Here is a 14,058-nt window from a genome sequence, read left to right on the forward strand (position 1 = left end):
CGGCAAGACAAAGGCGAGGCGGGTTCTGGTCAGATGTTCGCGGACTGTTCGGCTTTCAGGTCTTGATCCAAGATGGCGCCGTCAATCAGTTCGAGGTTGTCCAGGTTGACGTTGAGCTGGGCTGGGATCAGATTGAAAAACCCATAAAGACCGCCGTGGCCCTGGTTGAGCTTGATGTTCGCATCCCAACCGCCGAAGTTGAATTCTCCGAAGAACGCACCGGCATTTTGTTGCGGCGTGTTGGAGTTCAGCGCACCGCAGATGATGATGGAAGGCATCTTCGCTCCTTTCCGCCGACGGATGTGCCTGGCGTGGGCATCATACGTCGAAGCTCATGGTCGGTTTGACGTCCTGGTCGGCGATGGCGCCGTCCACCAGTTCCAGATTGTCGACATTGATGTTGACCCACAGGGGGGTGATGTTGAACGCGCCGTAATAACCGCCGTGGCCTTGGTTGATTTTCATGTTGGCATCCCAGCCTCCGAAATTGCCCTCCCCGACGAACGTCCCTGCGTTTTCCTGCGGCGTGTTCTGGTTGATCACGCCCAAGACGATGAGCGACGGCATCCCCGCCCTCCCCTCTGTACCTCCGACAACACCACGCCGCGGATGCACCCAGCTTACCGTATGCTTGCAGAGCTTTGTCTGATGCGGTGAACATACCTGTCACGGTGCGGCCATACACTGATTCCAAGCAGTCCACTGACGTTTCGGGAGCAGGGGGGCGCATGTGGTTTCGGCGGCGAAGGCGGGCGGAGCAGCAGTTGTTCCAGCGTCTGGACGAGATCACGGCCCGATTGGGCGCGGTCTTGGACATGGCGTCTGCGCATAAAGTGCAAGTGACGATCCAACACCTGCATGTGGAGCGGGCGACGCTGGATCAATTGTTGTTTCGCCTCGACCGGTTGGACATCGACGAATTGAGCGGATCGTTGAATCTCGGCAACAACTTCGGGACCGAACTGGTTCGCCCCGTGGTGCAGCGGGATCGCACCCCCACGCAGGGCTCCGCTCGCAAAGGGGCGCAGCCTGGTGCTGGCGGGGTCGAAATCTCCGCAACGCCACATGGGTACCAGGTGCAATGGGGCAGCCCGGCGGACAGGAAGCACGGCGACTCGTAACGAGGACGGCGGCGAGGTGGGCGCATGGCAACGGCGTGGTCGCCGACGTTTGTGATTGGCACCATTCGGATTGGAAGCGTGGGGGGAGCCTCCTGTATCAACTTTGGAAACAACTGGGTTTCTGAGTTCACCAGTTACCAAAAGCAAAACCAGGGATTCGGCGTGGTGCACGGAGACCGGTCGCTCATCCGCGGCACCCAGAGCGCCGTCCATGACCCGGACGGGATTGACGTGTGGGGGGTCGCCAAGACGGGGGAGCTGCCGGATTGGTTGCGCCGAATGGTGGCGGACGTGCCCCTCCAGCCCGCGACGGCGAACCGGTGAAGGCGTCATTGGGCGGCGGTGTGGAGGAAGGAGCATGGCGGCGGACAAGGACAAGTCGCAAAATCCGTTCGACATCTTGAACCACTTGGGGGATCTCGCGGATATCAAAAAAATCCTCGGCCCGGACTTTTTCAAGAACCTGCCTCTTCCGCAGATGCGCGGCCCGTGGTTTGCGGATACGGCAGGAGACGCCGAAGACCGGTTTCCGCGGGTGGACTTGTATGGCCGCGGCAGCCATGAGATGGTGGCTGTGTTCGAATTGCCGGGACTGACCAGCAGTGCCGATGTCCAACTTTCGGTTCGCCCGCACGCCCTGCGCGTGCGAGGGCAGGTGACCGCGCGCTTTCAATTGAAGGGGGATACGGTGTGGATGGCGGAGTGCCATCACGGCGCGTTCGACCGGGAGATTGAATTGCCGGAACGGGTGGTGGTGGATGACGTGCGCGCGGTGTACCGCAGCGGGCTGCTGGTGGTGTATCTCACCAAGGACAAGGCGCACGCCGACGCCGGGAGCGCGGTCCCGGTGGACTTCGGCACGGATTGAGGGGGCGGGATGGGTGGCGAGCGTGATCGCCCTGGGGGTGGTGAATACCAACGTGGCGCAACAAAACGCGGGAGTGTTCATCGGCGAGATCCATATCACCGGGTGGGACGCAAACGGAAAGACCAACCAGGGCAACGGTTCGATTTACGGGTGGTTCAACGTGAGCGCCGTCTGTTGGAATGCGAATGCGGACGGCATGGAGTGGGTGGACGGGCTCATCGTCGATCCCGACGTCAAGCCGAGTTGGACCGTGCAATGGTAGACGATGCCGCCTGGGCGGCAGAGGCCGGCGGAGGAGGTGCAGGATGAACGAGGACGTGCAGGCGGTTCGTTCCGCCACCTTGCCCGTGTCCATCCAGGTACAGAACATGCAAAGTTGTTCCGGTGTGTTGGTCGGCGGCCAAAACATCGTGTACGGGTGGAGTGCCCACAGCAAATCGAACGCTGGCTTCGGGACGCTCGAATCCTCGAATCTTGTCTACAAGCTGCTCACGCTCGTGTCCGACCCGGACACGCTCGATACGCCGATTGACGATCGCGATGTTCACGTGTTCACAAAGGTCTATCGCAGTCCTCCCGTCACGCACATCGGCCTGCACGCGCTCAACGTCAACATGATGCAGCAAAACGCGGGGGTTTTCGTCGGCGATGCGGACATCAACGGCTGGGACCAACACCAAAAGACGAACAAGGGCCACGGCGATACGTATGGCCACCACAACGGCCAGGTGCGCAACGTGCAAGTGAACTTCGACCCGGACGTGGTGGACACGCCCGTGGCCGACCAGGATATGAAGGCGGGGGTGTTTCAACGGATAGGATGAACCCGCGCGTGTATAAACACGATGCGGGATGTCTGGCCGCATCGAGGCACCCCACCTGCGCCACAGCGCGTCAGGTGGGGCAAACGGATTGTCTTACGTGGTGTACATACTGCCGAGCCCGAGTTCCCGTAACCGTCTCCGGTACGCGATGGACAAGACGTCCGCGTGGATGTGTGCTTCCTGCTGCAGGTCGAGCGGAAGTTCCTCCGGCTTTTGCTTCTCCACAATGGCCCGGTCTTCGAGGAAGATCTGGAGGTTGAAGGCATGCACCTCGCTTACCGGTTGGTCTTTGTCAAAGTTGCGTGCCAGCGGGCTGAACAACCGGCACTGGCGAGCGGACACAGGGCATGGCGCGTTGAAAATGCAAAGTCTTCCGTTATATGGAAAATGAACCGTCAAACGCGCGACAAACGGAGGATAGACGTCGTAGACACGTAACCATAGGAAGTCTTTCGGTGCCCGGTGTTGCTGAGCCTTCGGATAGTTGCTTACGGTGCTCAGGTATTCCGCGTGAATCCACCCATCTTGCGTCTCGACCTTGTAGCTCGGCACCACCGGATTGTCGCGATCGCCAAAGCTCTCGGAGTGGACCCACGCAAAGTGGGCCACATCCAAAAAGCCTTCCATCTGTCTGCCGGCCGACCCTTGAATGTCGACCGTCGGTGGCAGGATGGGCTGATAATCCGGGTCGTCCCACTCAGGAAACGGCGGGATGTTCTCTTCCTTCGCCGCCAGCGAGGTCCAGATGAGCCCGTAACGTTCCACGGCGGGGAGCACGGTGATGCTCAGTTTCGGCGAGATGCCTGTGGTCTTTTGTGCTGCGGGGATGGCCCGGCACCTGCCGTCCGGTCCGTAGCGGAAGCCATGATAAGGGCAGATGATCTCGTCGCCTTCCACCCAACCGAGGCTCAGGGGCACACCGCGGTGGACACAAAGGTCCCGCGCTACCACCGGAACACCGCGGGCGCGGTAACAAACCAGTTCTACGTCGAGCAACTTCACCGCGATAGGTCGATCCGTCACTTCGTCGGCACGCGCCACAGGATACCAGAATTGGGCCAGCACGTGCCAATCCTCAGGAGTAAACGTGCAGTTTCTGGGGAACAACGGGTGATGGGCAGGACGCGGCGCCGCGGTCCGCGCCGTGGTGGATTGGATGTCCATCAAGCGATCACTCCTTCCGGTAAGGGTGAGTGGTTCATAGAATTGGGCGGTTCGCGTGTGTCAGACGCCTGCGAGGTGTTCCCGGATGCGTTGGGAGGATGGAAACGCAGCGCCTTGCGCGGCGTCTTCCCATGCCTCCGTCTTCTTCGCCGCGTGCAGTGCAGCTGCCAAGGCGGACGCGGTGTCGGCAGGGAACCCGTGCCATCGCAAGGTTGCGCCGAGCGCGCCCAAGAGGGCGAAGACGTTCTGTTTTCGACAGCTGTACCCCATGGTACCGATGCGCCAAATGCGCCCCTTCAACGGCCCAAAGGAATCGGCGATCTCGATGCCAAACTCGTGGAGCAGCATGTGGCGCACCGACTGGCTGTCGATGCCCGGGGGGACCTCGACGCAGGTGACCACGGGCAATTTGCACCCAGGGTCGCCGAAGAGCGCCAGCCCCATCGCGCGCAAGCCTTCCGTCAGGATGAACTCGCACTGTCGGTGGCGACGAAATCGCGCCTCCAGTCCTTCTTCGAGCACCAGCCGCAGCCCTTCGCGCAGCGCGTATAGCATGGACGTGGCCTCTGTATGATGGTTGAGCCTGGATGGTCCCCAGTAATCCTGGATCTGGGCGAGGTCCAGATAGTTCGACAGGATGGGGGAGCCGCGAGGTGCATCGGGAACGGCGCCTTCCTCCAGGTTCCACAGCCCTCGTTCCACTCGCTTGCGGGATTCAAGGACGCGCTCCACGCGCTCGTTGTAGGTGAGCGGCGCCAAGCCCGCGGGCACCGAGAGACACTTTTGCGTGCCTGCGACCACCGCGTCGAGGAGCCAGTCGTCCGTGCGGACCTCCACGCCGCCGACGGTCGCCACCGCGTCGACCACCAAGTACGCGCCGTATTCCCGGCAAGCCCGCCCGATGTCCGCCAAGGGCTGCATCCGGCCGGTGGACGTTTCGCCGTGGACCACGGCCACGACCTTGGGGCGGAACTTGCGGATGGCCTGGACCACCTCGTCCGGTTCGAAGACGGTCCCCCACGGTCGCTCAATCACCTTCACCTCGGCGCCAAGCCGGGTCGCGATCTCGACGAGCAAGTATCCGAATCGGCCGAATACGGGCACCAAGACCACGTCACCCTGCTCGATCAACGCGTGGAGGACCGCTTCCAAACCGGCTCTCGACGTGCCGTCCACGGGGTAAGCCCAGCGGTTGTTCGTCTGAAAGACGAGTTTGAGCATGTTCATCGTCTCTTGCATGATTTCGGTGAACAGGGGATCGAACTGACCCAGGATGGGCGACGACATGGCCCGCAGGACGCGCGGATCCACCTCGACAGGCCCAGGGGTCATGATGATGCGCGGCGCGACGGTCAGGTCCTTCATGTTCATGGTTCCTCCTCGCAGTACGCCAGCCGGTACAAGGTGGCGGCCAGGACGCGCACGCCAACGTCGAGATCGGCCGGATTGGTGTACTCCTCGGGAGAATGGCTGATGCCGTGTCGGCTCGGGACGAAGATGAGGCCGGTAGGGACGTGTTGGGCCATGATTTGCGCGTCGTGGCCCGCCCAACTCGGCATGAAAAGGTAATCCGCCTGCTGCGCCCGACACGCGCTTTCAATGTGCTGGATGATGCGGCGGTGCATGGCCACAGGACGCTGGTCCAACCACAACGCGTGCGAGACGGCCAAGCGGTGTTGCGCGGCGATGCGCCGGAACGCTTCCAGCACCTCTTCGCAGTACGCATCCAGGATCGCCTCGTCCCAGTGCCTGACGTCGAGCGTGAAGCGGATGCGCTCGGGGATGACGTTGGAAACGTTCGGTGCGACCTGCAGCCTGCCTACCGTCGCGACGATCCCGTCCTGTCGTCGCCGAGCCAACTCCAAGGCGCAGCGGATCATCGAGGCGGCGCCGTGCATCGGATCGCGGCGGCGGTCCATGGGCGTGGTGCCGGCGTGATTGCTTTCTCCTCGCACGTCGACGAGGTACCGGCGTTGGCCGACGATTTGTTCGACGATGCCGATGGGACACTGGGCTTCTTCCAGGCGCATGCCCTGTTCCACGTGCAGTTCCACGAAGGCAGCGATCTCGTCGCGATCCGAGTCATCCGCATGGGAAGGCAGGCCCATCTGCCGCATCGCGTCCAGCAAGCGCGTGCCCGCAGCGTCCTGAACGTCGGGGATGGTCAACGAGAAGTCGTCCGTTTGCGAGCGGGCGACATAGGTAGATCCCCAGAAACCCAGGGGAAAGCGGCTGCCTTCCTCTTCGCAGAAGGAGACCACTTCCATCGTCAACCGCGGCGGACCGAAGCGGGAGGTCAAGTAATGCACTGCGAGCATGCCGGCCACGATGCCGAGCGCCCCGTCGTACCGCCCGCCACGTTCCACGGTGTCGATGTGGGAACCCGTGACCACGCGCCGGCGCGGGTGCAACCGGCCCGTCACGCGGCCGAACAGGTTGCCGACTCGGTCAAACCGGGGTTCCATCCCATACGCCTTCATTTTTTCGCATAAAGCGGTCTGGGCGGCACGCCAAGCCTTGGAGTACACCGGTCGGGTGACCCCGCCATCGTGGTCTGCGCCAAACGCGGCGAGCCAGTTGAGTAACGCTTGCGCCTCGCGACCAAAGTTCGCGTCGGCAAGGGAACTTGCCGCGATGTCCACGTTGTCAAGACCCATGTGCAAAACTCGGCTCCTTTCGAACGGACCCTGCCGGCTTCACCCACTGTCCGGCGGGTTCGTCCGGAAACGGCGCCACGCGGTCCGCGTCGTACACCACCTGCCCTCGCACCAGCGTCTTTTCCACGCGCACGCGCAGCCTCCGGCCGATGTACGGGCTGTGCGGATGCCGTTGGAAAAGGTGCTCCGGGCGCAGGACGTACGGCCGGTTCGTGTCGAGAATGACGAGGTCGGCGTCCGCCCCGCATTGGATGGCGCCTTTTTTGGGGAACAGCCCAAACCGCCGGGCCGGGTTCGTCGCCAGCAGCCTCGCCAACGCATGAAGCGGCATCCCGCGGCGCAGGTGGGCCTCTTCTACCATCACCGCCACGGACGACTGCCCGCCGGCGATGCCCCCCCACGCTTCGAAAAAGTTATCGTGGATTTTCATCTCCATCGGGCACGGAGAATGATCGGAAGCGATGATGTCGATGCGGCCGGCGAGCACCATCTCCCACAGATCCGCTTGTTCGCGACGATTCCGAAGCGGTGGCGCGCACTTGGCCACCGGGCCGAGGCGCGCCATGTCCTCATCGGTCAGGGCCAGATAATGGGGACACGTTTCAACGCTGACGTCGACGCCCCGGCGCTTGGCTTCCTGGATGCGGGCTACCGCCGCTGCGGAGCTGATGTGCACAAAGTGGAGTGGGCAACCGGTGTACTCGGCGTAAAGCAGGGCGCGCTCCACCGCTTCCACCTCGGCCAAAACCGGCCTGGATTGGGCGTAATCGGCTGGACCCGTTCGCCCGTTCCGGACGAATTCTGCGGCGAGCCGGGCCACCCACGGTTCGCTCTCGGCGTGCAGGGCGAGCACTCGCCCTGTTTTCGCGATCTCCAGCATGCCGCGGTAGAGCGTGATGTCGTCGGCCGCGACAAATCCATGCTCGGCGCTCGGTCCGCCAGGAGACGACATGAACGCCTTGAAGCCGACGACGCCGCAATCGGCCAGGGAACGCAGTTCATGCAGATTCCCAGGTACCAATCCGCCCCAAAATCCGTAGTCTAGGTACGTCTGACGTCGCGCGCACCTGCATTTCAATTGAAGACACGCGGTCGAGATCGTCGGCGGGACCCCGTTGATGGGCATGTCGAAAAAGGTGGTGCACCCACCGGCCGCCAGCGCCTGCGAGCCGGAGAGGAATCCCTCCCAGTCTAATCCCGGTTCGTTCAGGTGCACATGCACGTCGATCATGCCGGGGAGAACGACCTTGCCCGTCGCGTCGATGACGCGCCGGGCGTACGGCAACAGATTGGGCGCCAGGGCGACGATCCGTCCCTTCGCGATCGCGATATCCGTCACTTCGACCGTATTGGGCAACACGGCGGAGCCTTGGTGGATGACGAGATCGTACGTCCGTTCCGGCAACGGGGGTCACCCTTTCCACCCTTGGGGACGCATGATAGGATCTGGTGTAAAGATTTATATCACGAAACCGTGCTCAACCCTGATCGTAATGGAAGGATGCATCCGTGTATATAGATATGTCGCCCGATAAACGCGGCGTGGCCTTGTATAATAGACACAAAACTCGCCACGAAACGAGGATCTTGGTGAGGTGTTGTGTAAGAATAAATAACAAAACGAGGTGGGTGCAAGTGCGTGTTTCGGACCTTCTGACCTTGCCGATGTTCGACGAAGCGCGCGTGGTCGCTGGGCACGCTGGCACGGTTCGTCCGGTTTCCACCGTGAACATGATGGATGCCCCTGACATCGTCGAATACCTCAAAGCCGAGGAGCTGTTGATCACGACGGCCTACGCGTTGAAGGACGATGTGCGGGCGTTAGAGAGCTTGGTTGAGCAGATGGCCGTGATCGGATGTGCGGGATTGGGCATCAAGACGAAGAGGTTTCTGGACCACATTCCGCAGTCGGTCATCGACGTCGCGGAGCGGTATCAACTGCCGCTCATCGAGTTGCCGCTCCGCTATTCGCTGGGGGAAATGCTGCACCAGGCGCTGACGTACATTCTCGAGAAGCGGATGGAGGAGTTAAGGTATTCACTGCAGGCTCACCAACAGTTCTCGCAGATCATCTTACAGGGCAAGGGCATGAAGGAGTTGATGGAAAGCCTCGCGGCGGTGATTGGACAGCCTGTGGCATTGTTCGATGTCCACGGGGATCTCATCGCCGCTTCCCGGACGACGCAGGGTCAGCGCGCCCAGGAAATCCTGCAAAAGGTCTCATCGACCATCCCGCGCCTGTCGGGAGACGACTCGGCCGTTTCGCTCACCGCCCTCCTCGGTCCGCGCCAGGGCGCGGAGGTGACGCTGTTCCCGGTCCATCCCGGCCAGCGCTTCGGCTATTTGGCCGTCATGGCGCCTCAACTCTCGTTTGACGCGCTCGCGAAGCTGGCCATCGAGCAGGCCGGCAATGTGGTCAGCTTCGAAATGATGAAGCTGCAGGCGGTTCGCGAGCGCACGCGTCGGTACAAGAACGAATTTTTCTCCGAGTTGCTGGATCGGCGCATCCAGTCGGAGGCAGAGATCTTCCATCGTGGCAGGCCTTACGGCGTTCAAAGTTCGGACTTGTATCAGTGCGCCGTGAGCAAGGTGGATGCGAAAACCAAGCCGCTTATGGCGACAAGCGGAGAGGCATCCCCGCTTCAGATGGAACGCGACGTCCTGTACGAGCATCTTCGGCGCGAACTGCGGAAAACCGGCGTGCCTCACAGCCTGTTCTACAAGCACCAATACGTGGTCGTCCTCTTTTACCACAAGCATCACTTGGCGAAGGACGGCGTGGACGTGTACGACATCTGCCGGCGCATGCAGGAATCCATCCAGTTGCACGGCGCGTTGTCGGTGTCGTTCGGGATCGGCAATCCGGTTTCTAAGTTGGCGGACATTCCGAAATCGTACGATGAAGCGGTGCAGGCGTTGGAGGCGGGGATTCGGGAACGTCGGAGTGGGTTCGTGAACGTCTACCGTACCAAGGACACGGTGGAGCTGCTGCGCCTCATCCCGCGGCGGGAGCTCGAGGAATATCGGGATGCGGCCCTGGGCGCCTGGCTCGCCTTGCCCGAAGAAGAGCGAGAGGTGCTCCTCTCCACCTTGTCGGCGTTCTTGGACTGTCAGGGGAACATTGCGGAAACGGCGAAGACCCTGTACTTGCACCGGAACACCGTGTTGTACCGCCTGCACAAGTTAAGCCAGATCGTGGGCGTCAATCTCAAAGACCCGGCTACGACCTTGCGGTTGCGGTTGGCTTTGTTGATCCACCACCGGATCTTGTCTCCGGCGCAGGAAAGCATACCGCGGGTTTAACTCCCGCGGTATGTACAATAACTCCACGGCGCGATGAGCACAGGCACATGGTAGTGCTCGTCCGGCCGCGCGATCTTGACGCGGATGATGATCTCTTGGAACAGCGATTCGGAAGCTGCGGCGCCTCCCTCGAACCGGGTGAAGTAGTCGGCCGCGTGGAGCACGATCTCATAGGTTCCGACGAGAAATTCACGATCTCCAAGGAGTTCCACCCGTCCGTCGGCGTTGGTCTCGCAGGAGCGCAACAGGGTTCTGTGCTGCGAGACGACGCGCCAAAGGTCGACCATCATGCCGGTTGCCGGTGCCCCGCGCACCTGGTCCAACACGTGGGACGTGAGCCGTCCGTTCATCTCGGGGTCATCTCGCTTGTTTTACTTTCCTAATCTTGCCGGCTACAGGCCATCCCGATGGTCTTACGCCGACGGCGCGGATACGACATCCTCGCGTGTGATCGACAAGCCCTGGAAGCCATACGGAGGTCTGGGTTCTGTATACACCTTTCCGGGGGACTCTGGGATCGACTCCACCACGGTATCCCAAGTCCGGTTTTGCGACTCGAACCGGATTTCGGCGAGATGCGGGAAGCGTCGCAACACGGCGCATCCGATGCGATAGATCAGGTTCTGGATGGAGACGGTGGCTGTCTCGTGAAACACGGTGCAGGCGATGTCGCGAATTTGTTCCGCCGGGACGTACGCGGTGGGATCGGGAAGAAGGGCGTCGGCAGGGTTGTTATAGCGCCATCGCATGTTGAGAAAGACGAACAACGGCCGGTTCGGGTCTTCGGGCAGCGTGGTGTATTCGTCGCGGACAAAGCCGACGAACGAATTGCCGACCACCTTGATCAACTGGAGATCCGTAATGCCGGACCAGTGGTCGACGACGACCGGTTCGCCTCGTTCGCCGCGCACCATTTTCACGCTCGCGGTGGCGCACTCGTTGCGCGACCTGCGGAAGACGAGGCCGCTTTCGGTAAACCCGTTCGGACTTGGGACATCGACCGGATCGAACGGAACCTGTGTGGCGTACAACTCGACCCACGACATCTGCGGATACGTGGTCAAGAGCCGTTCTCCGACGAACGACAGGAATCCGTCGATGGTGATACCCTGGTACGTCGCCATGTGTCGTTGGAGAAAGTTCTTCATGGAATCTGTCGCGACGACCATGGAATTATCACCCTCGGTGAACGAGGGCAAGAATGCCTCGCCGCCCACACAGACGCGCACGTTGACCCCAAAGACGACATTGCTCCGGCGCACGAAAGGCGATTCCGGGATCTGGCTGCTGGCGTAGAGAGGCGGTACAAACGTGCGGTAAATGTACACGTCGTCCTTCCCATAGTACAGCGTACGGTCTTCCGCAGCAGACATGTCCACGTCCCTCCTGATGACGGTCTCTTTCCGTCTGTCATTCCGGCTGAAAATCGGAGCCTGGCGCGTGCTCCATCCGGTCTCGGATCCGGAAAAACGCGATCTTCCCAATTTCTTTCAGAGCCTTCGACTGTTCATCCGCCTGGGTGTTTTTCAATCGCGCCCGCAGTGCGGCGAGCACATCGTGAATGTTTTTTCCGTGCACGGCCATCACGAAGGGAAATCCGAACCGTGCACGATAGCTGGCGTTGAGGTCACGCAGCATATCCGCCGTCTTGGCGTCCAATCCATGCAGCCCGGCGCTGCGCTGCTCGCGAAGGGAGGCCGGGCTAAGGGACAAGGTGCTGCCCAGATCCGGATGGGATCGGATGAGCGCGAGTCGTTCCTCTTCCCCCGCTTGTTCGATGACTTCGGCGACGGCTCTCTGCACGTCGCGCAGGGATGAAAAAGGTCGTTTGGTCCACAAACGTTCTGCAAACCAGGGTGAGTGTTCGAACACCCATCCGAATGCGTGCACGAACTCGTCTTTGCTCATTTGATTGACTTCCTGAAGCCAGCGACACATATAGGATCTCTCCGGTTCACGGCTGATAGGCGGGCGCATTGGATGCGGCGGGCGGGGACGTCCGGCTCTGTCGGTAGTCGATGCCAGTGCGCAGACTCGCCTCCTCGACCAGCCTTGTCGCCGCCCGTTGCGCCACTTGGGCCAGTTGCTCCTCATCCACATGGACCAACCTCCCGTGTTCGACAACGACTCTTCCCCCGACGATGGTGGTATCGACGATTTGGGATAGTCCCGTGAGCACGGGCAACGCGGCGTCGTCGAACAGTGCCCCCGCGTATTCGAGCCGACGCGTGTCGATGAGGAACATGTCTGCCGCCTTGCCGACCTCAAGCGATCCGATCTCGTCATCCCAGCCGAGGATTTGTGCCGACCCGCGGGTCGCGAGGTACAGCGCGTCTTCCGCCGAAAGCGCGTCAGGGCCGGTATGCAGCCGGTGCAGCAGGTGGGCCATGCGGACCTCCAGCAACATATTGGAAGTGTCGTTCGATGCGGATCCGTCGACGCCGAGACCGATGGGGATGCCAGACTGCTTCATCTTGGCAAGAGGAAATACGCCGGAGGCGAGCTTCATGTTGCTCGTCGGGCAATGTGCGATCCCACATCCATGACGGGCGAGTCTCTGAATTTCGGCGTCGCTGAACCAGATGCCGTGGGCGTACCACACGTCCGAACCGGTCCACTCCGTCATCTCCATGAAGTCCAGGGGGCGCACGCCCATCGTCTGGAGGCAGAACGATTCTTCGTCGAGGGTTTCCGCCAGGTGGGTGTGCATGCGCACGCCGTACGCACGGGCGAGCCGGGCCGATTCGAGCATTAGGTCCTTTGTCACCGAGAACGGCGAGCACGGGGCGACGCCCACACGAACCATAGCGAAGGGACGGGCGTCGTGGTACCGCTCGATCACCCGCTGCATGTCTTTCAGGATGGAGTTTTCATCCTGGCATAGTTCATCTGGCGGCAATCCTCCCCGGGCACGGCCAAGACTCATCGCGCCGCGGGTGGGGAAAAAACGAATGCCCACATCGCGCGCCGCCCGGATCTCTTCGTCTATCAAGTACGGACTCGTGGCGTTGGGAAAGCAATAGAAATGATCGGAGGATGTGGTGCAGCCGCTTTTTAATAATTCACCCAGCCCAATCATCGCGCTCAGATATACATCTTCTGGGCGCAGATGAACCCAGATTTCATACAGCGTTGTCAACCAATCGAACAGTGAGCAACTTTGCGCCAGTGGAATGTTTCGTGTGAGCGATTGGTACAGGTGGTGATGTGTATTCACCAAGCCGGGGTAGACAATTTTATCCCTCGCGTCAATCACCACGTCTGCGGTGTCATAAGGTAACGACGTACCTATCGCGACAATCTTTTGATCCTGAACGAAAATTGACCCTCCGGGGATCTTCGTTTTTTGGTCATCCATGGTGATGATGTTTCTGGCGTTGCGGATGAGCAGCGTTCCCATCATACACACCCCCTTCCCTGCATTCGGCTACAGTTCCTATAGTAGAGACCACAACCCATTATGTCAATAAATCTAACTATATTCATCGTGTACAAAGTGGTATTTGATGTTTGTGTTATATAACATAACAAAAATGGTTGATTCTCATCAAGAATTTTTCTACGATGATGCCAAGATTGATGTCAACATCTCTGCGACGAACGTCGAACGAGGGGGATATGTGGATGGTGAAAAAAAGGATTTGGTCCCGTGTTTCCATGATTTTTTCCGTCGTATTGGCTGTGATGAGCCCAGGTGTGACTTCGTTCGCGCTTGCAAAGCAACCCAAAACCGTGAAGGTGGCTTTTGTGTACGATGGACCGGCAAATGACGGCGGTTGGAGCTCAGCACAAGACGCTGGCCGCAAATACTTGGTAAAGATGCTTGGAGTCAAAACCACATACGTGGAAAATGTACCCGAGTCGGCTGACTCGGAAAGGGTGTTTGAACAACTTGCGCAACAAGGGTATAACGTCATCTTCGGCACAAGTTATGGCTATATGAATTACATGGCAGACGTGGCTCCTAAATATCCCAACGTCATTTTCCTCAATTGCGGCGGCTATAAGACAGCTCCCAATATGGGCACATATTTCGGAAAAAATTTTGAACTCAAGTTTGACACCACCCTTGATGTGACGCGGGTTTGTAGGCCCAAGTTTGTACCACACGCACTTTAGCC

Annotated in this window: 17 protein-coding genes; 7 read left to right on the plus strand and 10 right to left on the minus strand. The window is 60.3% G+C overall.

Annotated features, from left to right (window positions below):
* Positions 1–29: 29 nt before the first annotated feature.
* Together IEX97_RS10125 and IEX97_RS10130 are read right to left on the minus strand one after the other, a co-directional pair.
* Positions 30–278 carry a hypothetical protein gene (locus IEX97_RS10125; protein WP_188882794.1) on the minus strand — a complete coding sequence of 83 codons (249 nt, stop codon included), beginning with the start codon at positions 276–278 and terminating at the stop codon, positions 30–32.
* A gap of 40 nt (positions 279–318) precedes the next feature.
* The gene (locus tag IEX97_RS10130; RefSeq protein WP_188882796.1) at positions 319–567 is read right to left on the minus strand and encodes a hypothetical protein; all 249 of its coding nucleotides are present in this window, start codon (positions 565–567) and stop codon (positions 319–321) included.
* A gap of 161 nt (positions 568–728) precedes the next feature.
* On the opposite strand from IEX97_RS10130, the gene IEX97_RS10135 reads away from it, so the two are divergent.
* Genes IEX97_RS10135 through IEX97_RS10155 form a run of 5 tightly spaced genes read left to right on the plus strand, consistent with a single transcriptional unit; the run spans position 729 to position 2,813 of the window.
* Positions 729–1,121 carry a hypothetical protein gene (locus tag IEX97_RS10135; RefSeq protein ID WP_188882813.1) on the plus strand — a complete coding sequence of 131 codons (393 nt, stop codon included), beginning with the start codon at positions 729–731 and terminating at the stop codon, positions 1,119–1,121.
* Between the two features lie 24 nt (positions 1,122–1,145).
* Positions 1,146–1,445, plus strand: a complete 300-nt coding sequence (locus IEX97_RS10140; protein WP_188882797.1) for a hypothetical protein — start codon at positions 1,146–1,148, stop codon at positions 1,443–1,445.
* 34 nt (positions 1,446–1,479) lie between these two features.
* Positions 1,480–1,989, plus strand: a complete 510-nt coding sequence (locus tag IEX97_RS10145; RefSeq protein WP_188882798.1) for an Hsp20/alpha crystallin family protein — start codon at positions 1,480–1,482, stop codon at positions 1,987–1,989.
* A gap of 13 nt (positions 1,990–2,002) precedes the next feature.
* Positions 2,003–2,251 (plus strand): hypothetical protein, encoded by a 249-nt coding sequence (locus IEX97_RS10150; protein WP_188882799.1) that lies wholly within the window; start codon positions 2,003–2,005, stop codon positions 2,249–2,251.
* 43 nt (positions 2,252–2,294) lie between these two features.
* Positions 2,295–2,813, plus strand: a complete 519-nt coding sequence (locus IEX97_RS10155) for a hypothetical protein (protein ID WP_229776795.1) — start codon at positions 2,295–2,297, stop codon at positions 2,811–2,813.
* A gap of 93 nt (positions 2,814–2,906) precedes the next feature.
* Here IEX97_RS10155 and IEX97_RS10160 read toward each other — a convergent pair whose 3' ends face one another.
* The 4 genes from IEX97_RS10160 to IEX97_RS10175 are packed head-to-tail and all read right to left on the minus strand — an operon-like array spanning position 2,907 to position 8,039.
* Positions 2,907–3,977 (minus strand): aromatic ring-hydroxylating dioxygenase subunit alpha, encoded by a 1,071-nt coding sequence (locus IEX97_RS10160; protein WP_188882800.1) that lies wholly within the window; start codon positions 3,975–3,977, stop codon positions 2,907–2,909.
* Positions 3,978–4,037: 60 nt separating this feature from the next.
* Positions 4,038–5,342, minus strand: coding sequence for a pyridoxal-phosphate-dependent aminotransferase family protein (locus IEX97_RS10165; protein WP_188882802.1), 1,305 nt, complete (start codon positions 5,340–5,342; stop codon positions 4,038–4,040).
* Positions 5,343–5,344: 2 nt separating this feature from the next.
* On the minus strand, positions 5,345–6,634 hold the full coding sequence (locus IEX97_RS10170; protein WP_188882803.1) for a Zn-dependent hydrolase: 1,290 nt from the start codon (positions 6,632–6,634) through the stop codon (positions 5,345–5,347).
* The gene (locus tag IEX97_RS10175; RefSeq protein ID WP_188882804.1) at positions 6,624–8,039 is read right to left on the minus strand and encodes an allantoinase; all 1,416 of its coding nucleotides are present in this window, start codon (positions 8,037–8,039) and stop codon (positions 6,624–6,626) included. The genes IEX97_RS10170 and IEX97_RS10175 overlap by 11 nt, the downstream gene beginning before the upstream one ends.
* Positions 8,040–8,263: 224 nt before the next feature.
* On the opposite strand from IEX97_RS10175, the gene IEX97_RS10180 reads away from it, so the two are divergent.
* On the plus strand, positions 8,264–9,937 hold the full coding sequence (locus IEX97_RS10180) for a PucR family transcriptional regulator (protein WP_188882805.1): 1,674 nt from the start codon (positions 8,264–8,266) through the stop codon (positions 9,935–9,937).
* Here the strand turns inward: IEX97_RS10180 and uraH are convergent.
* From uraH to IEX97_RS10200, 4 genes are all read right to left on the minus strand, one after another.
* A complete protein-coding gene (gene uraH / locus IEX97_RS10185; protein WP_188882806.1) occupies positions 9,934–10,287 on the minus strand; it encodes a hydroxyisourate hydrolase in 354 nt (117 codons plus the stop codon). The two genes, IEX97_RS10180 and uraH, sit on opposite strands and share 4 nt — an antisense overlap.
* Before the next feature lie 63 nt (positions 10,288–10,350).
* Positions 10,351–11,310 carry a factor-independent urate hydroxylase gene (gene pucL, locus IEX97_RS10190; protein ID WP_188882807.1) on the minus strand — a complete coding sequence of 320 codons (960 nt, stop codon included), beginning with the start codon at positions 11,308–11,310 and terminating at the stop codon, positions 10,351–10,353.
* Between the two features lie 37 nt (positions 11,311–11,347).
* A complete protein-coding gene (gene uraD, locus IEX97_RS10195) occupies positions 11,348–11,845 on the minus strand; it encodes a 2-oxo-4-hydroxy-4-carboxy-5-ureidoimidazoline decarboxylase (protein ID WP_188882808.1) in 498 nt (165 codons plus the stop codon).
* 46 nt (positions 11,846–11,891) lie between these two features.
* Positions 11,892–13,337 carry an 8-oxoguanine deaminase gene (locus IEX97_RS10200; protein WP_188882809.1) on the minus strand — a complete coding sequence of 482 codons (1,446 nt, stop codon included), beginning with the start codon at positions 13,335–13,337 and terminating at the stop codon, positions 11,892–11,894.
* 224 nt (positions 13,338–13,561) lie between these two features.
* Here IEX97_RS10200 and IEX97_RS10205 point away from each other — a divergent pair, with 224 nt between their 5' ends.
* Positions 13,562–14,056 carry a BMP family ABC transporter substrate-binding protein gene (locus IEX97_RS10205; protein ID WP_188882810.1) on the plus strand — a complete coding sequence of 165 codons (495 nt, stop codon included), beginning with the start codon at positions 13,562–13,564 and terminating at the stop codon, positions 14,054–14,056.
* Positions 14,057–14,058 lie beyond the last annotated feature (2 nt).

It is taken from the genome of Paenalicyclobacillus cellulosilyticus, assembly GCF_014647315.1.
GTDB classification, from domain to species: domain Bacteria; phylum Bacillota; class Bacilli; order Alicyclobacillales; family Alicyclobacillaceae; genus Alicyclobacillus_J; species Alicyclobacillus_J cellulosilyticus.